Origin of the sequence: Pseudomonas nitroreducens TX1 (assembly GCF_000313755.1) — a bacterium.
Lineage (GTDB): Bacteria > Pseudomonadota > Gammaproteobacteria > Pseudomonadales > Pseudomonadaceae > Pseudomonas > Pseudomonas nitroreducens_A.
This window is the reverse complement of record NZ_AMZB01000064.1, coordinates 1-23,374: the sequence shown is the minus strand read 5'-3', so window position 1 is coordinate 23,374 and position 23,374 is coordinate 1. Positions and strand designations below refer to the sequence as shown.

20 protein-coding genes are annotated in these 23,374 nt (G+C 66.7%); 11 read left to right on the top strand and 9 right to left on the bottom strand.

Features of this window, described 5'->3' with window-relative positions:
• Positions 1-13: 13 nt before the first annotated feature.
• Positions 14-685, bottom strand: coding sequence for a response regulator (locus C167_RS0102260; protein WP_015476079.1), 672 nt, complete (start codon positions 683-685; stop codon positions 14-16).
• Between the two features lie 285 nt (positions 686-970).
• On the opposite strand from C167_RS0102260, the gene C167_RS0102255 reads away from it, so the two are divergent.
• From C167_RS0102255 to C167_RS0102240, 4 genes are all read left to right on the top strand, one after another.
• Complete coding sequence (locus C167_RS0102255) at positions 971-2,260, top strand: OprD family porin (protein ID WP_017516647.1); 1,290 nt, start codon at positions 971-973, stop codon at positions 2,258-2,260.
• Positions 2,261-2,289: 29 nt separating this feature from the next.
• Positions 2,290-3,267: a Bug family tripartite tricarboxylate transporter substrate binding protein gene (locus tag C167_RS0102250; protein WP_017516646.1), complete on the top strand. Its 978-nt coding sequence runs from the start codon at positions 2,290-2,292 to the stop codon at positions 3,265-3,267.
• A 210-nt stretch (positions 3,268-3,477) separates the two neighbouring features.
• Positions 3,478-3,948 carry a tripartite tricarboxylate transporter TctB family protein gene (locus C167_RS0102245; RefSeq protein WP_017516645.1) on the top strand — a complete coding sequence of 157 codons (471 nt, stop codon included), beginning with the start codon at positions 3,478-3,480 and terminating at the stop codon, positions 3,946-3,948.
• Between the two features lie 10 nt (positions 3,949-3,958).
• Positions 3,959-5,479, top strand: a complete 1,521-nt coding sequence (locus C167_RS0102240) for a tripartite tricarboxylate transporter permease (RefSeq protein ID WP_017516644.1) — start codon at positions 3,959-3,961, stop codon at positions 5,477-5,479.
• Positions 5,480-5,558: 79 nt separating this feature from the next.
• On the opposite strand, the gene C167_RS32080 is transcribed toward C167_RS0102240, so the two are convergent.
• From C167_RS32080 to C167_RS0102225, 3 genes are read right to left on the bottom strand one after another with little or no spacing between them, the layout of a single operon-like run.
• Complete coding sequence (locus tag C167_RS32080) at positions 5,559-5,930, bottom strand: hypothetical protein (RefSeq protein ID WP_017516643.1); 372 nt, start codon at positions 5,928-5,930, stop codon at positions 5,559-5,561.
• A 5-nt stretch (positions 5,931-5,935) separates the two neighbouring features.
• Complete coding sequence (ung, locus tag C167_RS0102230; protein ID WP_017516642.1) at positions 5,936-6,628, bottom strand: uracil-DNA glycosylase; 693 nt, start codon at positions 6,626-6,628, stop codon at positions 5,936-5,938.
• A 54-nt stretch (positions 6,629-6,682) separates the two neighbouring features.
• On the bottom strand, positions 6,683-7,246 hold the full coding sequence (locus C167_RS0102225; protein WP_017516641.1) for a hypothetical protein: 564 nt from the start codon (positions 7,244-7,246) through the stop codon (positions 6,683-6,685).
• 209 nt (positions 7,247-7,455) lie between these two features.
• On the opposite strand from C167_RS0102225, the gene C167_RS0102220 reads away from it, so the two are divergent.
• Positions 7,456-8,703: an ABC transporter substrate-binding protein gene (locus C167_RS0102220; protein ID WP_017516640.1), complete on the top strand. Its 1,248-nt coding sequence runs from the start codon at positions 7,456-7,458 to the stop codon at positions 8,701-8,703.
• A 1-nt stretch (position 8,704) separates the two neighbouring features.
• On the opposite strand, the gene C167_RS0102215 is transcribed toward C167_RS0102220, so the two are convergent.
• Positions 8,705-9,583, bottom strand: coding sequence for an AraC family transcriptional regulator (locus C167_RS0102215; protein WP_026078753.1), 879 nt, complete (start codon positions 9,581-9,583; stop codon positions 8,705-8,707).
• Between the two features lie 181 nt (positions 9,584-9,764).
• Here C167_RS0102215 and C167_RS0102205 point away from each other — a divergent pair, with 181 nt between their 5' ends.
• From C167_RS0102205 to C167_RS0102185, 5 genes are all read left to right on the top strand, one after another.
• Positions 9,765-10,928, top strand: coding sequence for an isobutyryl-CoA dehydrogenase (locus C167_RS0102205; protein WP_017516638.1), 1,164 nt, complete (start codon positions 9,765-9,767; stop codon positions 10,926-10,928).
• Positions 10,929-11,221: 293 nt separating this feature from the next.
• Positions 11,222-12,040: an enoyl-CoA hydratase gene (locus C167_RS0102200; protein WP_026078752.1), complete on the top strand. Its 819-nt coding sequence runs from the start codon at positions 11,222-11,224 to the stop codon at positions 12,038-12,040.
• Between the two features lie 10 nt (positions 12,041-12,050).
• Positions 12,051-13,154 (top strand): enoyl-CoA hydratase/isomerase family protein, encoded by a 1,104-nt coding sequence (locus C167_RS0102195; RefSeq protein WP_017516636.1) that lies wholly within the window; start codon positions 12,051-12,053, stop codon positions 13,152-13,154.
• A gap of 177 nt (positions 13,155-13,331) precedes the next feature.
• Positions 13,332-14,216, top strand: a complete 885-nt coding sequence (gene mmsB, locus C167_RS0102190) for a 3-hydroxyisobutyrate dehydrogenase (protein ID WP_017516635.1) — start codon at positions 13,332-13,334, stop codon at positions 14,214-14,216.
• Between the two features lie 135 nt (positions 14,217-14,351).
• The gene (locus C167_RS0102185; protein ID WP_017516634.1) at positions 14,352-14,993 is read left to right on the top strand and encodes an NAD(P)-dependent oxidoreductase; all 642 of its coding nucleotides are present in this window, start codon (positions 14,352-14,354) and stop codon (positions 14,991-14,993) included.
• Between the two features lie 48 nt (positions 14,994-15,041).
• Here C167_RS0102185 and C167_RS0102180 read toward each other — a convergent pair whose 3' ends face one another.
• From C167_RS0102180 to C167_RS0102165, 4 genes are all read right to left on the bottom strand, one after another.
• The gene (locus C167_RS0102180; RefSeq protein WP_017516633.1) at positions 15,042-15,587 is read right to left on the bottom strand and encodes a hypothetical protein; all 546 of its coding nucleotides are present in this window, start codon (positions 15,585-15,587) and stop codon (positions 15,042-15,044) included.
• 119 nt (positions 15,588-15,706) lie between these two features.
• Complete coding sequence (locus C167_RS0102175) at positions 15,707-17,077, bottom strand: HlyD family type I secretion periplasmic adaptor subunit (protein WP_017516632.1); 1,371 nt, start codon at positions 17,075-17,077, stop codon at positions 15,707-15,709.
• Positions 17,067-19,223: a type I secretion system permease/ATPase gene (locus C167_RS0102170; protein WP_017516631.1), complete on the bottom strand. Its 2,157-nt coding sequence runs from the start codon at positions 19,221-19,223 to the stop codon at positions 17,067-17,069. The genes C167_RS0102175 and C167_RS0102170 overlap by 11 nt, the downstream gene beginning before the upstream one ends.
• Positions 19,224-19,244: 21 nt before the next feature.
• Positions 19,245-20,606 carry a TolC family outer membrane protein gene (locus C167_RS0102165; protein ID WP_017516630.1) on the bottom strand — a complete coding sequence of 454 codons (1,362 nt, stop codon included), beginning with the start codon at positions 20,604-20,606 and terminating at the stop codon, positions 19,245-19,247.
• Positions 20,607-20,944: 338 nt separating this feature from the next.
• Between C167_RS0102165 and C167_RS32075 the strand changes: the two genes are divergently transcribed.
• On the top strand, positions 20,945-23,374 hold a 2,430-nt coding region (locus C167_RS32075; protein WP_017516629.1), incomplete at its 3' end, for a retention module-containing protein.

Genomic DNA, 23,374 nt, shown 5'->3' with positions numbered 1-23,374 from the left:
CATCCAGCGCCGTTCAGCCATCCCGCGCCTCGAGCAGGTAGCCCAGGCCACGGAAGGTGACGATGCGCACGGAGCTGCCTTCGAGCTTCTTGCGCAGGCGGTGGACGTAGATTTCGATGGCGTCCGCGCTGGCGTCCTGGTCCAGGCCGAACACCTGCGCCGCCAACTGCTCCTTGCTCATCACCCGACCCGGCCGGGCAATCAGGGCTTCGAGCACGGCCTGTTCGCGGGAGGTCAGGTTCATCGCCTGCTCGGCCAGGGTGAAGCGCCGTGCGCCGAGGTCGTAGACCAGCTCGCCACAGCGCTGCTGCTGTTCGCCACCGAGCACGCTGCGGCGCAGCAGCGCCTTGACCCGTGCTTCCAGCTCGGTGAGTTCGAAGGGTTTGGCCAGGTAGTCATCGGCGCCGAGGTTCAAGCCGTGCACGCGGTCGCGCACTTCCCCGCGGGCGGTGAGCATCAGCACGGGGAGGGTCTTGCCGCGCTCGCGCAGACGCGCCAGCACCTGGAAGCCGTCCAGCCGCGGCAGGCCGACGTCGAGGATCGCCAACGCGTAGTCCTCGCTGGCCAAAGCCAGGTCGGCGGCCACGCCGTCCTGCAGCAGGTCCACGGTCCAGCCGGCGCCCTTGAGCGCCTGGGCGACGCTTTCGCCGAGCTGCGGATGGTCTTCAACCAGGAGTATTCGCACGGATTTCTACCCTCGGACTACAGGTTCGGGCCGGCAGTTTACCCATCCGCGCGCCGCTGTGAATGGAGGAAATTTGCCGAAATCACTACGAAAGGAGACTGAAAGCCTGGCGAAAGCTTAGCCCGTTAGCATCGCCAACGAGCCGCCTCCCAACCCCGTTTTTTTCAGCGCCCATTGCCCAGGCGCATCGGCGGGAGCAGCGGACTCGACGACGGCAAAGACCGTCAACAGAGCGAAAGGCGGCGTGGTGCCCTTTCGCGACAACAACAAGAATGGAGACCACAGATGCCCACCGCCCGGCCTTTGGCTGCACCGACTTTCGCCAAGCCCAGTTCCCGCTGCCTGCCCCCTGCCCTGCTGGCTTTCGCCGGCGTCGCCCCACTGTGCGAAGCCGCTGGCTTCCTCGAGGACAGCAGCGCCACGCTCAGCACCCAGAACATCTACTTCAACCGTGATTTTCGCGACGGCGCCGGCCAGTCCAAGCGCGAAGAATGGGCGCAGGGTTTCATCCTCGATTTCCAGTCCGGCTACACGCCCGGCACCATCGGCGTCGGCCTCGACGCCATGGGCATGCTCGGCCTGAAGCTGGACTCCTCGCCCGCCAGAACCGGCACCGGCCTGCTGCCGACCCACGATGACGGCCGCGCGGCCGACGAGTACAGCAAGTTCGGCCTGACCGCCAAGTTCAAGGCTTCCGAGACGGAGTTGAAAGTCGGCAGCCTGATTCCCGACCTACCGACCCTGCAGCCCAACGACAGCCGCCTGTTCCCGCAGACCTTCGAGGGCGGGCTGCTCAACTCCACCGACCTGCCGGGCCTGAACTTCACCGGCGGGCGCCTGGAGAAGGCCAAGGACCGCGACTCCACCGACTGGCAGGACCTCGCGCTGAACAACAAGAACCGCCGCTTCTCCGGCGGTAGCGCCGAGGGCAAGCACTACGACCTGGCCGGCGGCGACTACAGGTTCACCGACAACCTCACCGGCCGTTACCACTACGCACAGCTGGACGAGGTCTACCGCCAGCACTTCGTCGGCCTGCTCGCCAGCTACCCGCTCGGCCCCGGCAAGCTCAGCGCCGACGTACGCCTGGCCATCAGCGACGACCAGGGCAAAGCGCGCGGTGGCGAGATCGACAACCGCGCCTTCAACGGCATGCTCGCCTACGCCCTGGGCGCCAACAAGTTCAGTCTTGGCTGGCAGCAGATGAGCGGCGACAGCGCCTTCCCCTACATCGACGGCAGCAACCCCTACCTCGTCAACTTCGTCCAGGTCGGCGATTTCGCCGAGACCGACGAACGCTCCTGGCAGATCCGCCACGACTTCGACTTCGCCAAGCTCGGCCTCCCCGGCCTGACCCTGATGAATCGCTACATCAGCGGTGACGATGCCAAAATCACTGGCATGGACGGCCACGGCAAGGAATGGGAGCGCAACACCGACATCAAGTACGTGATCCAGAGCGGCCCGCTCAAGGACGTCGCGGTGCGGGTGCGTAACGCCACCTACCGCTCCAGCTTCGCGCGGGACGCCGACGAGACGCGTATCTACCTCAGCTACTCCCTGGCGATCTGGTAAACCGACAACAACAAGAGAGGAATCGCACCATGTCCACCGTCCTGCGCAACCTGACCCTCGCCGGCGCCACCCTGCTCGCCGCGAGCCAACTGATGGCCGAGCCCAAGCGCCCGGAATGCATCGCCCCCGCCTCCCCCGGCGGCGGTTTCGACCTCACCTGCAAACTGGCGCAAAGCGCCCTGGTCGACGAGAAGCTGCTGACCAAGCCGATGCGCGTTACCTACATGCCCGGCGGCGTCGGTGCCGTGGCCTACAACGCGGTGGTCGCCCAGCGTCCGGCCGACGGCAACACCATCACCGCGTTCTCCAGTGGCTCGTTGCTGAACCTGGCCCAGGGCAAGTTCGGCCGCTTCGACGAGAACGCCGTGAAGTGGCTGGCCGCCGTGGGCACCAGCTACGGCGCCATCGCCGTGCCCAGCGACTCGCCTTACAAGAACCTCGGCGACCTGGTGGCCGCGCTCAAGACCGACCCGAGCAAGGTGGTGATCGGCTCCGGTGGCACCGTCGGCAGCCAGGACTGGATGCAGACCGCACTGGTCGCCAAGGCCGCCGGTATCGATCCGAAGCAGCTGCGCTACGTCGCCCTGGAAGGCGGCGGCGAGATTGCCACGGCGCTGCTGGGCGGGCACATCCAGGTGGGCAGCACGGACATCTCCGACTCCATGCCGCATATCCGCGCCGGCAAGATGCGCATCCTCGCGGTATTCGCCGAAGAGCGCCTGAAGGATGAAGGCATGACCGACATCCCCACCGCCAAGGAGCAGGGATTCGACATCGTCTGGCCGGTGGTGCGGGGCTTCTACGTCGGCCCGAAGGTGAGCGACGAGGACTACCAGTTCTGGAAGACCTCCTTCGACAAGCTGCTGGCTTCCGAGGACTTCGCCAAGCTGCGCGACCAGCGCGAACTGTTCCCCTTCGCCATGACCGGCGCGGAACTGGACGCCTACGTGAAGCAGCAGGTCGCCCAGTACAAGCAGCTGGCCCGCGAGTTCGGCCTCATCCAGTAAACGATCGGCTGCGCGTCGGCCAGCCGGCGTTGAAAGCGGGCTCAGACTGCTCATTTACAACCGTAAACTCCGCGTCTTCGCCCGCTTTACTCGCTAGCGCTCGCCCTTCGGGCCAGCCTTCGGCTGTTACTCCCGATGGTCGTTGCGCCTTGTCTGGCTCTAGCTCGCTCAATCGTTGGCCAGCTCTACTCATGACATGAGGAAGCTTTCATGAGCTTTACCAATAGTCTCTTCCAGCGGCTGTTCGCTGGCGCCTGGCTGCTCGCCTGCGTCGCCTTCGCCCTGATCGCCTGGCAGCTGCAGGCACCCTTTTCCTACGAACCGGTCGGCCCGCGCGCCTACCCGCTGCTCTGCCTCGGCCTGATGGCCGCAGGCCTGGCTTGGCTGATCGTGCGGCCCACGCCGATCAAGCGCGAGGACGACGAGCCCGCGCTGGAAGGCGCACTGCTGGGCAAGGTGGTGCTCTGCGTCGTCCTGCTGGCGGTCTATGCCGGTCTGTTCGAGCCGCTGGGCTTCATCCCCGCCAGCGCCCTGGTCGGCACCTTCATCGCGCTGATCTACGGCGGCCGCCCGGTGGCCAGCGTGGTCACCGCCACCCTGCTCGCCGTCGGCCTGTACCTGCTGTTCGACCGCGCCCTGGATGTTCCGCTGCCGCTGGGCATTCTCGAACCCCTGCTCTGAGGAAAAGACGATGGACACCTTGAGCTATCTCGGGCAGGGCTTCGGCGTTGCCCTCTCGCCCTACAACCTCATCACCGCGCTGATCGGCACCCTGATCGGCACCGTCGTCGGCCTGCTGCCCGGCCTGGGCCCGATCAACGGCGTGGCCCTGCTGATCCCGGTCGCCTTTGCCCTCGGCCTGCCGCCGGAGTCGGCGCTGATCCTGCTGGCCGCCGTCTACCTGGGCTGCGAGTACGGCGGGCGGATTTCCTCGATCCTGCTGAACATCCCCGGCGAAGCCTCCACCGTGATGACCACCCTCGACGGCTACCCCATGGCCCGCAACGGCTTGGCCGGCGTGGCCCTGTCGCTGTCGGCCTGGAGCTCGTTCATCGGCGCCTTCATCGCCACCTGCGGCATGGTGCTGTTCGCCCCGCTGCTGGCGAAATGGGCCATCGCCTTCGGCCCGGCGGAGTACTTCGTGCTGATGGTCTTCGCCATCGTCGCCTTGGGCGGCCTGGCCGGCGACCGACCGCTGAAGACGCTGCTGGCGGCGCTGCTCGGGCTGTTCCTCTCCAGCGTCGGGATCGACGCCAACAGCGGCGTATACCGCTTCACATTCGACAACATCCACGTTTCCGACGGCATCCAGTTCGTGGTGCTGGTACTGGGGCTGTTCTCGGTCAGCGAAATCCTCCTGCTGCTGGAGAAGACCCACCACGGCCACCAGATGGTGAAGGCCAGCGGGCGCATGTTGTTCAACGTCAAGGAAGCCGCCGCGGTGTTCGTGGTCAACCTGCGTTGCGGCCTGCTCGGCTTCATCATGGGCGTGCTGCCCGGCGCCGGCGCGACACTGGCCAGCGCCGTGGCCTACATGACCGAGAAGAAGCTGGCCGGCGACACCGGCAAGTTCGGCAAGGGCGACATGCGCGGTCTGGCGGCGCCGGAGACCGCCATCGGCGGCGCAGCATGCGGTGCCCTGGTGCCCATGCTGACCCTCGGCGTTCCCGGCTCGGGCACCACCGCGGTGATGATCGGCGCGCTCAGCCTGTACAACATCACCCCCGGCCCGCTGCTATTCCAGGAACAACCGAACATCGTCTGGGGCCTGATCGCCTCGCTGTTCATCGCCAACGTCATGCTGATCATCCTCAACGTGCCGATGGTGCGGGTGTTCACACGCATCCTCTCGGTGCCGAACTGGGCGCTGGTGCCGGGCATCGCGATCATCACCGCCATCGGTGTGTACGCCGTGCACGCCACCACCTTCGACCTGTTCCTGATGGTCGCTATCGGCATCCTCGGCTACATCCTGCGCAAGCTGGACTTCCCGCTGTCGCCGCTGCTGCTGGGCTTCATCCTTGGCGGGCTGATGGAACAGAACCTGCGCCGCGCCCTGTCCATCTCCAACGGCGAACTGGGCATCCTCTGGTCCAGCCCCATCGCCATCGGCACCTGGGCGCTGGTGGTGCTCATGCTCGGCCTGCCGCTCTACCGCGCCTGGCGCAAGCGCTCCCGCCGCTCCCGCGAGGCAGTGGCCGACGCCGCATAAAAGCTAACCACGCTCGCCGCGTCGAGACACGCGGCGACCTTCAAGGCCCGCCTTCGTGCGGGCCTCTTTTTTATGCGGATCAGGAAGCGCTTGAGACGCGCAGTGAAATCGTCCAGCGCTCGCCACTTACAGGCTGGGTGCAGGCGACTTCCACAACCCTGTCGGTGAGCTCGCGCCCGTCCGGCGCGAATAGGCGAATCTCACCCCAGCGGGGGTCCAACGGCACCGAACAGCGGGCAACAAGGGTTTTGAGATTGGGTTCGGCGACGGTCCAGCGCGCCTTGCTGCGGGCATTCTCGGCAGCCACGAAAGCACGGGCCGCCTGGTCGATTTCGTACAGGCCCTGGACCGACTCGGTGGAGCGCCACTCTTCGAGGTGGGAGCCGGCGGCAAAGCCGCTCGTGCCGAGCATCAGCGCCGGCAGGACAGCCACCCATGCACGCCGGAGCATCGGCATCACACCGGCGGCAGCGACCAGTCGATGGGCGTCAGGCCGTGCTGTTCGAGGAACTTGTTGGTGCGGCTGAAGTGGCCGTTGCCGAGGAAGCCGCGGTAGGCCGAGAGCGGCGACGGGTGCGCGGACTTGAGCACCAGGTGTTTCTGCGCGTCGATCAGCTTCTGCTTGCTCTGCGCGTGGGAGCCCCAGAGCAGGAACACCAGGTTCTCGCAGCGCTGGCTGACCACTTCGATCACCTTGTCGGTGAACGGGCCCCAGCCGGCCTGGGCGTGGGAGCCGGCACGGGCCTGCTCGACGGTGAGCGAGGTGTTGAGCAGCAGCACGCCCTGCTCGGCCCAGTGCTGCAGGTAGCCATGATTGGGGATCGGCAGGTTGAGGTCGCGTTGCAGCTCTTTATAGATGTTCTGCAGCGACGGCGGCGTCGGCACGCCCGGCTGCACCGAGAAGCACAGGCCGTGGGCCTGGCCGGGGCCGTGGTACGGGTCCTGGCCGATGATGACGACCTTGATGCGCTCCAGCGGCGTGCTGTTCAGCGCGTTGAAGATCAGCGGACCGGGCGGGAAGATCACCTTGCCGGCGGCCTTTTCCGCGCGCAGGAATTCCCCCAACTGCTTCATGTAGGGCTTTTCGAATTCCTCATGGAGGGCTTCTTTCCAGCTGGGTTCCAGCTTGATCCGGTCGTCGTGGGTCATGGTGCGTCTGCCTGGTGAAACGAACCGGCACGCTAAGCAAGCGCCCCGGCCAAGTCAAGGTGACTTGTGCCGAGCCGCCCACGCACCCGGCAAGCGCGGCGCACCACTGCCCAGGCCTGCAAGAATCCACGCCGCGACAGCAACCGTCAGCCCCAGGTGGAACAGCTCGCGGCGCGGTACACCGGCCAGTTCGCCACGGGTGCCGATCAGCAGGCCGCTGCCGATGAACAGCAGCGCCCCCAGCAGCGCCAGCGCATGGCGCCGCGAGCGACCGGGCCAGGCGATGAGCAGCAAGGCGATCAGGTTGCTCACCCATGAAAGCTGCGCCAGGAATACCAGCAGCACGCCGATCACCAGCACCACCAGCTGCCGACCGGGCCCCCCGGAAAGACGGCCGAGCGCGATCAGGGGCAGGCCCACGGCGCCGGACACCACACTCGCGATGTGGTGCGCGCCGGCCAACCCGGCGACGCCGCCATATTCCAGCGCGCCCAGCAGCGCCGCGATGCCAATCGACAGAAACCCCAGCGCGCGCCAGCCCATCGACTCGCGCTGGGCGAGCCAGGCGGCGACGGCGCAGGCCAGGGTGAGCAGCAGTTCAGCGATCACGGGCAGCATCGAGCAGTCCTTCTTCCTGTCGTGGCCGCAGACTAGCGAGCCATCGCAGAAAGCGCACGGTCGAGGACGCCAGCGAGGGCGACGGCACGCGCCATCCTGCGTCCATCGACCACGTCCGGATTCGACCAAAGGCCAATGGGAGTGGCCGGCCAGTCTGTGCACAGTCCCCTCTTCGCTTCACCCGCCAATAAGAACAACAGGGAACGAACATGCGCTTTCTGACTGCCGCACTCTCGCTGGTGGCTACCCTCAGCTGCCTGGCGCAAGCCGCCGAACCGATCAACCTCGGCCTCAATTACCCCCGCACCGGCTCCTACAAGGAAGAAGGTCTCGCGCAGATGCGCGGCGCGCTGCTGGCCATCGACGAGATCAACGCCCAGGGCGGTGTGCTCGGCCGGCCGCTGCATCTGCTGAGCAAGGACGACGCCTCGCGTCCGGAAAAGGCCCTGCGCAATATCGACGCCATGGCCGCCGACGGCGCGGCGATGTTCTTCGGCGGCGCCTCCAGCGCGGTGGCCATTGCCGCTGGCGAGAGGGCGGCGCAGAAGAAGCTGCTGTACTTCGGCACCCTCACCTATTCCAACGACACCACCGGCAAGGACGGCCAGCGCTACATGTTCCGCGAGTGCAACAGCGCCTGGATGAGCGCCCGCGCCCTGGGCAGCTACCTGGGCCGCACGCTGCCGGGCAAGCGCTACTTCTACGTCACCGCCAACTACACCTGGGGCCTGACCACCGAAAGCTCGCTGCGCCACTACACCGGCACCGAGGACGCCGCGCGGCATCCGTCGATCAAGGTGCCCTTCCCCGGCGCGCGCCTTTCCGATTACCGCGATGCGCTGACCCAGGCCGCCGCGAGCAAGGCCGACGTGCTGGTCCTGGCATTGTTCGGCGAGGACCTGGTGCACGCCATGCGCATCGCCGACGAACTGGGCCTGACGCGCAACCACCAGATCATCGCACCCAACCTCACCCAGAGCATGGTCGAGCTGGCCGGCCCCGGCCTGATGCAAGGCGTGATCGGCACCGAACCCTGGACCTGGCAGGTGCCCGCGCGCGAAGGCTCGGCGCGCGGACAGGCCTTCGTGCGCGATTTCACCCAGCGTTACGGCGTCTATCCCGCCAGCTCCGCCGCCTCGGCCTACAGCATCGTCTACCAGTGGGCCGACGCTGCCAAGCGCAGCGGCAGCCTGGACAGCGATGCGCTGGTGAAGGCGCTGGAAGGCCATCGCTACAGCCTGCTCAAGGGCGAGCAGCAATGGCGCGACTTCGACCACCAGAACATCCAGCGCGTCTACGTGGTGAAGGTGAAACCGCGCGACGAAGTGATGCGCAGCCCGCTGCACCAGGACTATTTCGAGATCGTCGAGCACATGGACGGCCCCGAGGCGGCCCCGACTCTCGCCGAATGGCAGGCCGAGCGCCGCGCCGCGGGCAAGCCGCTGACCCTGCAATGACTCAGCCGGTATGCAATGCCCGGTAGTGGCTGGGCGCCATGCCTACCACGCGCTTGAACAGCCGCGAGAAGTAATAGGCATCGGCATAGCCGAGCTGCTCGGCGACCTGGCGCACTTCCAGGTTGCCCTGGTCGAGCAGTCGGCAGGCGTGGGTCATCTTCAGGCGGATGAAATCCTGGATCGGCGCCTGGCCGGTCAGCGCGCGATAGGTCTTGGCGAAGTGGAAGCGCGACAGGCGGAACTGCGCGGCCAGCTCATCGAGGTTCAGCGCATCGTGCAGGTGCTCGCGCATCATCGCCTGCACCGCTTCCACGTCCAGCACCCGCCCGGACTTCAGCCGCGCCCGCGCCGGGCGCAGGGCCAGCGAGGTCAGCAGGCTCTGCAGCAGATGCGCCGCATGGATGAAGTGTGGCAGGCTCAGGCCCTGCCGGCGTAGCGCCAATAGCGCGTCGAACTCTCCCAGAAGGCGCGGCTGCACCCCCACGCGCAGGCGCGGCGACTTGCCCAGCGGGCGCAGGAAGTCCTCGGCCAGCCGGCCTTCCAGGTGCACCCAGAAGATCGACCAGGGTCGCTGGGGGTCGGCCCCGTAGGCATGGGCGCGCCCCTTGGGCAGCACCAGCAGATCGCCGCCGGCGACCTCGAATCGTCCATCCGCCGTTTCCAGCCAGCCCTGCCCGGCACTGCAGTAGATCAGCAGGTGATCATCCGGGTCTTCCCGCTCCATGCGGTGCCCCACCGCCGCCGGGTAGTAGCCCAGGGCCAACGGATAGCAGGCCTGGCCGAGCGGATGGCGATCCAGCGCGCGGCGCAGGCGCGGTGGGGTGATGAAGCGCACGCCCTGCTGCGGCAGCGGCCAGGTGGAAATCAGTGGACGGGACATGAGCAGGCATCCGGGATCTGCAATGCCAAGATCGTCCATCTCCAGCACAAGATCGTCAATCCACAGCAGCCGGCGCAACGGCTATAACCGAAGGACTCTTTACCCAAGAGCCTCTTCGCCCAGGAGCGCGCGCGCCACAAGCGCGAAGCGGTAGCCAACAAGAACAAACAGAGGTAGCTGCATGCATTTCGATCTGTCCGAAGAACAACGCCTGCTGGTGGAGAGCGCCCGCGCGTTCGCCAGCCGTGAACTGGCGCCCCACGCCGCCGACTGGGACCGCCAGCACCACTTCCCGGTGGAAGTGATCCGCCGCGCCGCCGAGCAGGGCTACCTGGGCCTGTACATCGCCGAGGAAGACGGCGGCCTGGGCCTGTCGCGCCTCTCCGCTTCGCTGATCTTCGAGCAGCTGGCCGCCGGCTGCGTCGCCACCACCGCGTACATGACCATCCACAACATGGCCAGCTGGATGCTCTCAAGCTTCGGCGACGCCGCGCTCAAGGAGCAGTGGCTGCCGGGGCTGATCGGCGGCGAATTGCTTGCCTCCTACTGCCTGACCGAACCGGACGCCGGCTCCGACGCCGCGCGCCTGCGCACCCGCGCCAAACGCGACGGCGACGACTATGTGCTCGATGGCGCCAAGACCTTCATCTCCGGCGCCGGCTCCACCGACGTGCTGATCGTCATGGCACGTACCGGGGAGGAAGGCGCGAAGGGCATCTCCTGCTTCCTCGTGCCGGCCAACGCCGAGGGCATCCGCTACGGACGCAACGAAGACAAGATGGGCTGGAAGGCCCAACCGACCCGCACCATCACCTTCGAAGGCGTGCGCATCCCCGCCGGCAACCGCATCGGTCCGGAAGGCCAGGGCTTCGTCTACGCCATGAAGGGCCTGGATGGCGGTCGCCTGAACATCGCCAGTTGCTCCCTCGGCGCGGCCCAGGCGGCGCTGGAGCAGTCGCTGCGCTATGTGGAGGAACGCAAGCAGTTCGGCAAGGCGCTGGCGGAATTCCAGGCCCTGCAATTCAAGCTTGCCGACATGCTCACCGACCTTACCGCCAGCCGGCAGATGGTGCGCCTGGCCGCGCACAAGCTGGACCACAAGGATGGCGAGGCAACCCTGTACTGCGCCATGGCCAAGCGATTCGCCACCGACCGCTGCTTCGCCCTGTGCAACGAGGCGCTGCAGCTGCACGGCGGCTATGGCTACCTCAACGACTACCCGCTGGAACGCTGGGTGCGCGACAGCCGCGTGCACCAGATCCTGGAAGGCACCAACGAGATCATGCGGGTGATCGTCGCCCGCCGGTTGCTGGAACAGGGCGGGATGCTGGATCGCCTGCTGTGACCATCATGCAACGCTGGAGTAAGCGCGCAGGACCCTCTCCCTAACCCTCTCCCTGAAGGGAGAGGGGACCGTCCCATGCGCTTTGGAAGCTCGGTGCTCGCCGGCCGAATCCAAAGCAACCTCGAAACACCGGATGGCTCCCTCTCCCTTCAGGGAGAGGGCGGGGGAGAGGGAAATCCCGCACAAACTGGAAAAACCGCCCGCAAACTGGGCACCAACTGAACAGATCGGACATGGACGCGTGCCGCCGCGCACACCTAGAGTCCATGTCCATGACCGACAAGGAGATGCCCATGAGTAACGCCCTCGAGCCCTACAAGCCCGGAGTCTTCGACCTGACCCACAAGCTGACGGTGGAAAAGCACGGCCATACCGCGCTGATCACCATCAACCACCCGCCGGCCAACACCTGGGACCGCGACTCGCTGATCGGCCTGCGCCAGGTGATCGAACATCTGAACCGCGACGACGACATCTACGCCCTGGTGGTGACTGGCCAGGGCCCGAAATTCTTCTCCGCCGGCGCCGACCTGAACATGTTCGCCGACGGCGACAAGGCCCGTGCCCGCGAGATGGCCCGCCGCTTCGGCGAAGCCTTCGAGGCGCTGCGCGACTTCCGTGGCGTATCCATCGCCGCGATCAATGGCTACGCCATGGGCGGTGGACTGGAATGCGCGCTGGCCTGCGACATCCGCATCGCCGAGCGCCAGGCGCAGATGGCCCTGCCCGAAGCCGCCGTGGGCCTGCTGCCCTGCGCCGGCGGCACTCAGGCGTTGCCGTGGCTGGTCGGCGAAGGCTGGGCCAAGCGCATGATCCTCTGCGGCGAGCGCGTCGACGCCGACACCGCGCTGCGCATCGGCCTGGTCGAGCAGGTGGTGGACACCGGCGAAGCCCGCGGCACCGCCCTGCTGCTGGCGGCCAAGGTCGCCCGCCAGAGCCCGGTGGCGGTGCGCACCATCAAGCCGCTGATCCAGGGCGCCCGCGAACGCGGCCCGACCACCTGGCTGCCGGAAGAGCGCGAGCGCTTCGTCGACCTGTTCGACGCCGACGACACCCGCGAAGGCGTGAACGCCTTCCTGGAAAAACGCGATCCGCACTGGCGCAACCAATAAGGCCCCGACGATGAATGTGATGTTCGAGGAACGCCCCGGCCTGCACGGCTACCGCATCGGCGTGGTGACGCTGGACGCGGAGAAGAGCCTGAACGCCCTGAGCCTGCCGATGATCGAGGCGATGAACCACCAGCTGCGCGTCTGGCAGGACGATGCGCAGATCGCCTGCGTGGTGCTGCGCGGCAACGGCGGCAAGGCCTTCTGCGCCGGCGGCGACGTGCGCAAGCTGGTCGACGCCTGCCGCGCGCAACCCGGTGAAGTGCCGGAGCTGGCCCGCCGCTTCTTCGCCGACGAGTACCGCCTGGACTACCTCATCCACACCTATTCCAAACCGCTGATCTGCTGGGCCCACGGCTACGTGATGGGCGGCGGCATGGGCCTGATGCAGGGCGCCGGAGTGCGCATCGTCACGCCGAGCAGCCGGTTGGCCATGCCGGAGGTGAACATCGGCCTGTACCCGGATGTCGGCGCGAGCTGGTTCCTCGCCCGTCTTCCCGGCCGCCTCGGCCTGTTCCTCGGGCTGACCGCCACCCAGATGAACGCCCGCGACGCGCTGGACCTGGACCTCGCTGATCGCTTCCTGCTCGACACCCAGCAGGAAGACCTGATCGAAGGCCTGGTGCAACTGAACTGGCGCGAACAGGCCGACGTGCAGCTGCACAGCCTGCTCCAGGCACTGGAACACGAGGCCCGCGGCGAGATGCCCGAGGCCCAGCTGCTGCCGCGCCGCGCGCGCCTGGACGCAGTGCTGGACTGCGCCAACGTCGCCGAGGCCTGGAACGCGCTGACCGCCCTGGCCAACGACGAGGACGCGCTGATCGCCCGGGGCGCGAAGACGCTGGCTGCCGGCTGCCCGCTGACCGCTCATCTGGTCTGGGAACAGATCCGCCGCGCGCGCCATCTGTCGACTGCCGAGGTGTTCCGCATGGAGTACGCGATGAGCCTGAACTGCTGCCGCCACCCGGAATTCCCCGAGGGCGTGCGGGCGCGGCTGATCGACAAGGACAACACCCCGCACTGGCACTGGCCGGATATCGCTGCCATACCTGATGCAGTGGTGAATGCGCACTTCGACGCGACCTGGGAGGGCGAGCATCCGCTGGCGGACCTGTAGCCCCTGCCGTCCCCTGCCGCAGCGTAGGGCGCATAACCTGGAACAGGTTATCCGCCGCCCACCTGGGCGGCGGATAACGCTCGCGCATTATGCGCCCTACGAGAGCTGCCGCCCTGAGCCGGCATGGCTTCTCTCCTGGCGCCGGAACGATCTGCGGTCCAACAGGAGGAAACCAGCATGCAAACCATCGCCTTCATCGGCCTCGGCCACATGGGCGCCCCCATGGCCGCCAACCTGATCAAGGCCGGCTACCTGCTGCGCGTGTTCGACCTGGTGCAGAGCGCCATCGACGGCCTGGTCGCCCAGGGGGCCAGTGCCGCCCGCAGCGCCCACGACGCGGTGGATGGCGCCGATATAGTGGTCACCATGCTGCCGGCCAGCCAGCACGTCGAGGGGCTGTACCTCGGCAACGAGGGCCTGCTCGCGCACATCGCCCCCGGCACCCTGGTGCTGGAGTGCTCCACCATCGCTCCCGCCTCGGCGCGCAAAGTCCACCAGGCTGCTGCCGAACTGAAGATCCCCATGCTCGACGCCCCCGTCTCCGGCGGTACCGGCGGTGCCATCGCCGGCACCCTGACCTTCATGGTCGGCGGCGACGCCCAGGTGCTCGAACGCGCACGCCCGGTGTTCTCCGCCATGGGCCGGAACATCTTCCACGCCGGCGGCGACGGTGCAGGGCAAGTGGCCAAGGTGTGCAACAACCAGCTGCTCGCCGTGCTGATGATCGGCACCGCCGAATCCCTCGCCCTAGGCGCCGCCAATGGCCTGGACCCGGTGGTACTGTCGGAGATCATGCGGCGCAGCTCCGGCGGCAACTGGGCGCTGGAGGTCTACAACCCGTGGCCCGGCGTGATGGAGAACGCCCCCGCCTCCCGCGGCTATGCCGGCGGCTTCATGGCCGCGCTGATGACCAAGGACCTGGGCCTGGCGCAGGAGACCGCGCAGGTCAGCGGCAACAGCACGCCCATGGGCAGCCTGGCCCTGGCGCTGTACCGCCTGCTGGTCAAGCAGGGGCATGGCGAGCAGGACTTCTCCGTGGTGCAGAAGCTCTTCAATCACTGAGCCGATTGTGAAGCCAGGCTTACGAGTGCATGGCGCGGGCGTGGCTTTATCCCCCGTCGCGCTCGGCCGAAGATGCAACACCTGCCGGCCTCACCGACCTGAGTCCGGCACCTCCTCCCACGAAAAGGTGATTGCATGAACATTGCCCTGATCGGCGCCACCGGCCACGTCGGCCATTACTTCCTCGAAGAAGCCCTGCGCCGCGGCCACCAGGTGACTGCGCTGGTGCGCGACCCGGCGAAACTGCCGGTGCGTGACAATCTCAGGGTGGTCCAGGCCGACGTCTACGACCCGGCCCAGGTCGCCCGTGCCGTCGCCGGCCAGGACGCTGTGATCAGCGCGTTCAACGCCGGCTGGGGCAACCCGGACATCCGTGGCGCCCACGCCAGGGGCAGCCGAGCCATCCTCGACGGCGTGAAGGCCGCCGGCGTGAAGCGCCTGCTGGTGCTCGGCGGCGCCGGCAGCCTGGAAATCGCCCCCGGCCAGCGCCTGGTGGACAGTCCGGAATTCCCCGAACAGTGGAAACAGGGCGCGCTGGGCGCGGCCGATGCGCTGGACCAATTGCGCGCGGAGAAGGGCCTGGACTGGGCCTTCCTCAGCCCGGCCATGCTGCTCGACGGCGAAACCCGTACCGGCAGCTTCCGCGTCGGCGGTGACCAGGTGCTGTTCGATGGCAACGGCGAAAGCCGCATCTCCCTGCCGGACCTGGCAGTGGCGATGATCGACGAGGCCGAGCAGGCCAACCACCGCCAGCAGCGGTTTACCGTGGCGTATTGAAAAACAAAAAGCCCCGCTCGAATGCGGGGCTTCCAGGCGCCATGGGGATTATGGCTTGACGGCGAAATCGCGTCCCCAAAGGCGGATCGACTGCACCGCAGCAGTCGGACCATCGAACACGAACTTCTGCCGCACTCCGGTGTTCGCCGGGATGGTCACGTCATCCGGATTGATCGCACCGGGTAAAGGCGCGCTGGAGTAACCCTCCTGATCGATGGCCAGCAACGCGCCGGTCTGACGCAGGTTGATCAGGCGCAGCGGCTTCCCGGTGGCGTTCTTGAACCCGAGCGTGGCAACCAGGTTGCCATCCTCGCCTGGTTCGACCTTGAGCAACTGAACGCTGACCTGACCGTCCATTTGCGCCAGGCTGGAGACGACGATGGAACCATCGCTACCCTGGGCGGACTCTCGACCTTCGGTGACGCCGTCGGAAACTCCCCCCAGCAGATTCTTGCCAGCGGAAATGGCCGAGGATACGGCCGCCTTGGCGGAATCCTTGAGGGCGCTGGAACCGGTTGCAGCCTCCTCGGCGAAAACCGTGGGCGCTCCCAGCGCAACGAGTAAAGACAAGGCCAGCGGCAAATTCCCTTTCATGATCAAGCTCCTGATGAACCAAAACGCAAAGAGCTCAAGCTTGCCGGCGCTTCCCGAGAAAAGCGAGCCGATTCCCGCAGAAACTCCGACTCGCTTGCGTTTTCGCCATGCCGCCCGGATCACCGCTCCCGCAGCGCCTCCGCCTTGGCCCGCAGGATGGGCTTGAGCAGGTAGCTGAGGATGCTTTTCTTGCCGGTCATGATGTCCACGGTGGCGATCATCCCGGGGATGATCAGCAGCGGTTTGTCGTCGGTGCCCAGGTGGCTTTTGCGGGTGCGCAGCTTGATCAGGTAAAAGCTGTTGCCGTCGTCGTCGGTGACGGTGTCGGCACCGATCTGCTCCAGGTCCGCCTGCAGGCCGCCGTAGATGGTGTAGTCGTAGGCGGTGAACTTGACCATGGCGTGCTGGCCGGGGCGCAGGAAGGCGATGTCCTGCGGGCGGATGCGCGCTTCCACCAGCAGGGTGTCGTCCAGCGGGACGATTTCGATCAGGTCGCTGCCCGGCTGGATCACGCCGCCAATGGTATTCACCAGCAGCTGCTTGACGATGCCGCGCACCGGCGAGGTGACCAGGGTGCGGCTGACGCGGTCTTCCAGCGCCTTGCCGGTGGCCGTGGCCTTGCTCAGTTCGGTGCGCGCTTCGTTGAGTTCCTTCAGCGCGTCGCTGCGGAAGCGCGACTGGGTCTCGGCGACCTTGCGCTCGACTTCCTTCACCGCCGCCTCGGCCCGCGGGATGGCCAGCGTGGTGGCATCGAGCTGGCCGCGGTTCTCCACTTCCGAACGCTTCAGGCGCAGCAGTTCCACCTGGGACATGGCGCCTTGGGCCACCAGCGGCGCGGACATGGAGATTTCCTCGCGCAGCAGGTTCAGGCTGTTGCGATACTGCGCCTGCTTGGAGACGAACTCGCGTAGCTCCTGCTGTTTCTGCACCAGTTGCTGCTGCAGGCCGTCGGTTTCGTCCTTGAGCTGCTGCTGGCGGCTGTGGAACAGCGCCTCTTCGCTACTCGCCTGGCCGGGAGCCTTGGCGCGCACGTCGGCGGGGATGTTCAGCGGACGGTCTTCCACCTCGGCGGAGAGACGCTCCACGCGCAGGAACATCGCCAGGCGGTCGGCCTCGGTCTCGCCGACGTTGGACTGGAAGCGTGTCGGGTCCAGGCGCATCAGCTGTTCGCCGGCCTGCACCACCTGCCCTTCATGGACGAATATCTGCGAGACGATGCCGCCTTCCAGGTTCTGGATCTTCTGCACCTTGGACGAGGGAATCGCCTTGCCCTCGCCTCGGGTGACTTCGTCGATCTGCGCGAAATGCGCCCAGAGCAGCAGGAAGGCAACGAAGCCGATCAGGATCCAGATGGTCAGGCGCACCACGCGAGGCGCATCCTCGATCAGCGCCTTGCTGACTTCCGGGAGCGGCTGGCCGGAGAGATTGTCGCCGCCCTTGAAATAGCCACGGACCGAGTGGCGGATATTGCCCAGAGGATTAAGCGACACTGATCTGCCCCTTCTTCAGTGCATCCATGACCACGTCCTTCGGACCGTCGGCGATGATGCGGCCCTTGTCGATGATCACCAGGCGATCCACCAGGCTGAGCATGGAGGCGCGGTGGGTGACCAGCAGCAGTGTCTTCTCGCCCATGATCGCCTGCAGGCGCTGTTTCAGACGCTCTTCGCCGGCGTTGTCCATGGCGCTGGTGGGTTCGTCCAGCAGCAGGATCGGCGGGTCGAGCAGCAGCGCGCGTGCGAGGGCGACGTTCTGCCGCTGGCCGCCGGAGAGGTTGTGGCCGCGCTCGCCGACCTGCAGCTCATAGCCCTGCGGGTGCAGGCGGACGAACTCGTTGACGCCGGTCAGCTCGGCCACTTCCAGTACGCGTTCGTCATCGATGTAGCGGGCGCCGCTGACCAGGTTGTCGCGCAGGGTGCCGCTGAACAGGCTGATGTCCTGCGGCACGTAGCCGATGTTGTGGCGCAGCTCGCTGATGTCCAGCTGGCGCACGTCGGCGCCGTCCACCAGCAGGTTGCCATTCTCGGGCTGGTGCAGGCCGACGATCAGCTTGGCCAGCGAACTCTTGCCCGAGCCGCTGCGGCCGATGATGCCGATTTTTTCGCCGGCGCGGATCTGCAGGTTGATGCCGTGCAGCGCCGCCACCTGCTGGTTCGGGTAGGCGAAGTCGAGGCCGCGCATTTCGATGCCGCCGCGCAGTTGCGAGCGGGTCAGCGGACGCTCGTCGGCGTTGCGCTCCTGGGGCAGCTCCATCATCTGGTTGGTGGTGGCCATGGACAGGCGCGCCTGCTGGTAGCGCTGGATCAGCCCGGAGAGCTGGGTCAGCGGGCCGAGGGCGCGGCCATTGAGCATGTAGCAGGCGATCAGGCCGCCCATGGACAGGTCGCCGGCGATGATCAGGTAGACGCCGCCGATGATCATGATGACCCCGGCCAGTGCCTGGATCAGCACCGTGATGTTCATCGCCAGGGTGGACAGCAGCTTGACCCGCAACTCCAGGCGGCTGAGGGTGCCGATGGTCTGCTCCCAGAGGTACTGGCGCTCGCTCTCGGCGTTGTTGACCTTCACCGCGTCGATGCTGGCGAGGGTCTCGATCAGGCTGGACTGGCGCTCGGCGGCCAGCGCCATGGTGCGGTTCATGGTCTCCACCAGCGGCTTCTGCAGCAGCCAGCCCAGGCCCGCGGCCAACGGGAAGGCCACCAGCGGGACGAACACCAGCGGCCCGCCGATGATGCCGATCACCAGCAGGATCAGCAGGGTGAACGGCAGGTCGATCAGGGTGGTGAGCGTGAGCGAGTTGAGGAAGTCGCGCAGCGTCTGGAATTCGTGGATGTTCTGGGCGAACGAACCGACCCGCGCCGGGCGGTACTTCATGCTCATGCCGACGATGCGCTCGAACAGCGTCGCCGAGATGATCAGGTCGGTCTTCTTGCCGGCCAGGTCCAGGCACAGGCCGCGCATGGTCTTGAGCAGCAGGTCGAACAGGTAGGCGCCGCTGATGCCGATGGCCAGCACCCAGAGGGTGGCGGCGGCCTGGTTGGGCACCACGCGGTCGTAGACGTTCATCACGAACAGCGGCGCGGCCAGGGCGATCAGGTTGATCAGCAGGCTGGCGGCCACGGCGTCGACATACAGCCAGCGCGAGCGCTTGAGGGTGTCGCGGAACCAGCTCTTGGCGCGCGGGATCAGCTCGCCGTGCTGCAGGTCGAACTTGTGCTGCGGCTGGGCGAAGAAGGCCTGGCCGGCGTAGTCCTCGCTCAGCAGTTCGCGGCTGACACGCACTTCGCCGCCGTCGCTTTCCGACAGCAAGAGGCGCGCATCGCCGTTGCTCTCCCAGCCCAGCAGCACCGCGCAGCGCCCTTCGCGCAGCAGCAGCATGGCGGGCATCGCCAGTGCGGGAATCTGCTCCAGCCTGCGCTGCAGCAGGCGCCCCTGCAGGCCTGCGCGAGCCGCTGCGCGGGGCAGCAGTTCGGCGGACAGGCGCTGGCCGGGCAGCGGCAGGCCGCTGGTGAGCATGGCGCGGCTGGCCGGCTTCTGGTGCAGCTGACAGAGCGTCAGCAGGCTGTCCAGCAGCGGGTCATCCAGCAGACCGCGCGGATCGTGGCTTAGGGGTACGGCGCTGACTTCTTGATCCACGCGGATGCTCTCTCGGGCAGGTTAGTTGAGGCCGGGCAGCTGGACTTTCGGCTTGATGTCTTCGGAAGCCACCGCGGCCATCGGCGCGACCACGCCCTGGCTCTTGAGCAGTTCGCCCAGGGTGGCCTTGATGCGGTACTGGGTGAACAGCTCGGTGTACTTCAGGTCGACCAGGCGGCGCGAAGCGTTGAACAGCTCGTTCTCGCTGTCCAGCAGGTCGAGCAGGGTACGCTCGCCGATGGTGAACTGCTTCTGGTAGGCCTCGCGCACGCGGGTGCTGTAGTCCACGTACTGGCGGGCGATCGGCAACTGGTCGCGGGCGTTGTTCAGGGCGTTCCAGGACAATCCGAGTTCCTCGTTCAACTGACGCAGGGCGTTGTTGCGGATATCCAGGGCCTGGTTCGCCTGATAGGACTTGGCTTCCAGCTCGGCCTTGTTGCTGCCACCGGCGAACAGGTTGTAGCGCATGCGCAACATGGCCTGCCATTCGTTGTTGTGGCCTTCTTCTCCGTCGAGGTTGTTATCGGCACCTCGGGAAAGTTCTGCATCGAATCTCGGATAGAAGGTCGATTTCGCCGCGTCGTACTGCTTCTCGGCGGCGGCCACGTCGGATTCCGCGGAGCGCAGGATCGGGCTGTTCTCCACCAGTTGGCGGCGAGCGGCCTGCAGGTCTTCCGGCAGCTGGCCGACCAGACCGGTCGGCTCGCTCAGCTCCACCGGATCGCTGCCCACCACGCTGTAGTAGTTGGTACGGGCGTCGGCCAGGTTGGTCTTTTCGGTCATCAGGTTGTTCTGCGCCTGGGCCAGGCGGGCCTCGGCCTGGTCCTGGTCGGCGAGACGGCCAACACCACGGGCGCTGCGCAGGCTGATCTGGTCGTAGACGCGCTGGTGGCTTTTGAGGTTTTCCTCGGCCAGACGAACCATTTCCTGACGACGCAGCACGTCGGTGTAGACCTGCGCGACGTCCAGCGCGGTGCGCTCGGAGGTGCCCAGCAACGCGTAGGCGCGGGAGTTGACGTTGGCCTGCTGGCGGCCGACCTCGCTGGAGGTGGCGAAGCCGTCGAACACCATCTGGCGCAGGGCGAGGTTGGATTCGCCACGGTTCAGGGTTTCCCAATGGTCGCCTTGGCCACGGGTGGTGGTGTTGTCGGAGCCTTCCCGCCCATAGCCGGCGGTCAGGTCGACGGACGGCAGGTAGCCACCCTTCGCCGCACGTAGTTGCTTGTCTGCCGCCAGGCGCGAGTTCACCCCGGCCTGGACTTCCGGGTGGTACTCCAGGGCCTTCTGCATGGCCTGGTTGAGGGTGTCGGCCTGCACCGGCAGGGCAACGGGAATGACGAAAGCCAGGGCGAAGGGTACGGCGTGGGCGAATCGCATGCGCATGAGGAAAACATCCTTATCAGTGAGATAGCCGCAGCGATTCGATTGCCGCTAAGGAGCGTCAAAAGACCGGCGAATGGCTGCAAGAAAAGCTTCAAAAGCGTGATGAATTTCACGCTAAATTTTTTTGAGCGAACCACCGATATCAAAGTGACATCGATTTGCCAATTGTTTAGGATGGCAATCGAATGGTCAATACATTGGCATATACCTAATTTCCAACCGCTATAAGCCATGTTTTTGACGCCAAACTTTTTGCTCTTACAGACAAGGGAATGCCTCCTGAGCCGACCCCACTCGCGGCCGGTCGGCAACCAGGCAAGCCTCACCAGGAGAAGTGCATGAGCAGCGTCGTCGCCGTCGTAAAAAGCATCATCGGCCAAGTGATTGCGGTATCCCCCGAAGGCGCCCAGCGCGTCCTGGTCGAAGGTGACCGCATCTACCAGGGCGAGCAGTTGCTCACCGGCGCCTCCGGCGCGGTGACGCTCGATGTCGGCAAGGGCAAGCTGGTGGACCTGGGCCGCGACAGCCAGTGGAGCAGCGCCGACCTGCCGCAGGGCGAGGCGCACCACGCCGCCGCGCAGCCGGTCAACGCGCCGAGCACCGAAGACCTGCAAAAGGCCATCGCCGCCGGCCTCGACCCGACCCAGGCGCTGGCGCCCACCGCAGCCGGCCCGAGCGCTGCGCCTTCGGCCGCGGGCGGCAACGGCGGCGTGGGTGGCGGCCACAGCTTCGTGGTGCTGGACGCCACGGCCGGTCGCGTCGACGCGAACATCGGCTATGCCACCAACGGCCTGGGCAACGGAGGCGCCGGCGATGACCAGCGCCAGGGCGAACTGCCGCCCAACCTGGCGCCGGTGATCACCGACGGCAGCAACGGCGTGCTGAACCTCACCACCGCCGAAGACACCCAGCTCACCGGTGCCTTCTCCGGCCGCGACGGCAACGGCGACCTGATCGCCTACAGCGTCGGCCAGGCGCCGACCAACGGCCTGCTGGTGCTCAACCCCGATGGCACCTGGCAGTACAACCCCAACGGCGACTACAACGGCACCGACAGCTTCACGGTGATCGTCACCGACAGCCGTGGCGCGGCCAGCACGCTGGTGGTGAACGTCGGCATTACCCCGGTGAACGACGCCCCGGTGGCCACAGGCACCTATACCAGTGCCATCACCGACACTGCCGCCAACGACAGCTTCGCCGACATCAAGGGCCAACTGACCGCCACGGACGTCGACGACACCAATCTGACCTGGAGCGGTAGCGCCAAGGGCGCCTACGGCGAACTGACCGTCAATGCCGACGGCAGCTACACCTATGTGGTCGACGCCAACGCGGTGAACGCCCTGCCCCAGGGCCAGAACCCGACGGAAAGCTTCACCGTCACCGTGACCGATGCCTCCGGCGCCACCGACACCCGCGTCATCACCGTGAACATCCAGGGCGCCAACGACACCCCGGTCGCCCAGGATGGCCAGGCCAGCGGCAACGAGGACAGCGTGATCGGCGGCCAGCTGGTGGCCAGCGACCGCGACACCGGCGCCACCCTCACCTTCACCACCAACGGCAATCCGCCGGCGGGCTTCACCCTGAAGCCGGACGGCAGCTGGACCTTCGATGGCAAGGATCCGGCCTACCAGCACCTGGCCGAGGGCGAGACCCTGGTCGTGCAGGTGCCCTACAGCGTCACCGACGAGCACGGCGCAACCAGCACCGCCAACCTCACCGTCACCCTGACCGGCACCAACGATGCACCGGTCGCTGCCTCCGGCAGTGCCACCACCGAAGAGAACACCGTGCTCAACGGCCAGGTCCCGGCCGCCTCCGACGTGGACGGCAACGTTGCCGGCTACCAACTGGCCACCGGCGTCGGCCAGGGCAACGGCAACCTGACCTTCAACCCGGATGGCAGCTACGTCTTCAACCCCGGCAAGGACTTCGACAGCCTGGCCCAGGGCGAGACCCGCGACATCACCTTCATTTACCAGGCGAAGGACAACAACGGCGCGCTGAGCGACCCGCAGACCATCACTATCACCGTGACCGGCAGCAACGACGCGCCGGTTGCCCAGCCGGGCGCGGCGACCACCGACGAGAACAGCGTGCTCAACGGCCAGGTGCCGGCCGCCTCCGACGTGGACGGCAGCGTCGCCGGCTACCAACTGACCACCGACGTCGGCCAGGGCAATGGCAGCCTGATCTTCAACCCGGACGGCAGCTACGTCTTCAACCCCGGCAAGGACTTCGACAGCCTGGCCCAGGGCGAAACCCGCGACGTGACCTTCACCTACCAGGCGAAGGACAACAACGGCGCGCTGAGCGACCCGCAGACCATCACCATTACCGTGACCGGCACCAACGACGCGCCGATCGCCGTCGCCGGCAGCGCCACCACCGAAGAGAACACCGTACTCAACGGCCAGGTCCCGGCGGCCAGCGACGTGGACGGCACAGTGGTCGGCTACCAGCTGACCACCGACGTCGGCGCCAACAACGGCACCCTAGTCTTCAACGCCGATGGCAGCTACGTCTTCACGCCGGGCAAGGACTTCGACAACCTGCCCGACGGCCAGAGCCGCGACGTCACCTTCACTTACCAGGCCAAGGACAACGACGGCACACTGAGCGATCCGCAGACCATCACCATCACCGTCACCGGCAGCAACGATGCGCCGGTCGCCAGCGCCACCAGCGCTGCGGTGACCGAAGACGCGAAGATCAGCGGCCAGCTTGCCGCCAGTGACGCCGATGACGGCGCCAAGCTGACC

Bases quoted from the DNA above. Each gene is read 5' to 3' on its own strand.
- C167_RS0102255 (WP_017516647.1), top strand. From the start codon at position 971: ATGCCCACCGCCCGGCCTTTGGCTGCACCGACTTTCGCCAAGCCCAGT.
- C167_RS0102250 (WP_017516646.1), top strand. From the start codon at position 2,290: ATGTCCACCGTCCTGCGCAACCTGACCCTCGCCGGCGCCACCCTGCTC.
- C167_RS0102245 (WP_017516645.1), top strand. From the start codon at position 3,478: ATGAGCTTTACCAATAGTCTCTTCCAGCGGCTGTTCGCTGGCGCCTGG.
- C167_RS0102240 (WP_017516644.1), top strand. From the start codon at position 3,959: ATGGACACCTTGAGCTATCTCGGGCAGGGCTTCGGCGTTGCCCTCTCG.
- C167_RS32080 (WP_017516643.1), bottom strand. From the start codon at position 5,930: ATGCTCCGGCGTGCATGGGTGGCTGTCCTGCCGGCGCTGATGCTCGGC.
- ung (WP_017516642.1), bottom strand. From the start codon at position 6,628: ATGACCCACGACGACCGGATCAAGCTGGAACCCAGCTGGAAAGAAGCC.
- C167_RS0102225 (WP_017516641.1), bottom strand. From the start codon at position 7,246: ATGCTGCCCGTGATCGCTGAACTGCTGCTCACCCTGGCCTGCGCCGTC.
- C167_RS0102220 (WP_017516640.1), top strand. From the start codon at position 7,456: ATGCGCTTTCTGACTGCCGCACTCTCGCTGGTGGCTACCCTCAGCTGC.
- C167_RS0102215 (WP_026078753.1), bottom strand. From the start codon at position 9,583: ATGTCCCGTCCACTGATTTCCACCTGGCCGCTGCCGCAGCAGGGCGTG.
- C167_RS0102205 (WP_017516638.1), top strand. From the start codon at position 9,765: ATGCATTTCGATCTGTCCGAAGAACAACGCCTGCTGGTGGAGAGCGCC.
- C167_RS0102200 (WP_026078752.1), top strand. From the start codon at position 11,222: ATGAGTAACGCCCTCGAGCCCTACAAGCCCGGAGTCTTCGACCTGACC.
- C167_RS0102195 (WP_017516636.1), top strand. From the start codon at position 12,051: ATGAATGTGATGTTCGAGGAACGCCCCGGCCTGCACGGCTACCGCATC.
- mmsB (WP_017516635.1), top strand. From the start codon at position 13,332: ATGCAAACCATCGCCTTCATCGGCCTCGGCCACATGGGCGCCCCCATG.
- C167_RS0102185 (WP_017516634.1), top strand. From the start codon at position 14,352: ATGAACATTGCCCTGATCGGCGCCACCGGCCACGTCGGCCATTACTTC.
- C167_RS0102180 (WP_017516633.1), bottom strand. From the start codon at position 15,587: ATGAAAGGGAATTTGCCGCTGGCCTTGTCTTTACTCGTTGCGCTGGGA.
- C167_RS0102165 (WP_017516630.1), bottom strand. From the start codon at position 20,606: ATGCGCATGCGATTCGCCCACGCCGTACCCTTCGCCCTGGCTTTCGTC.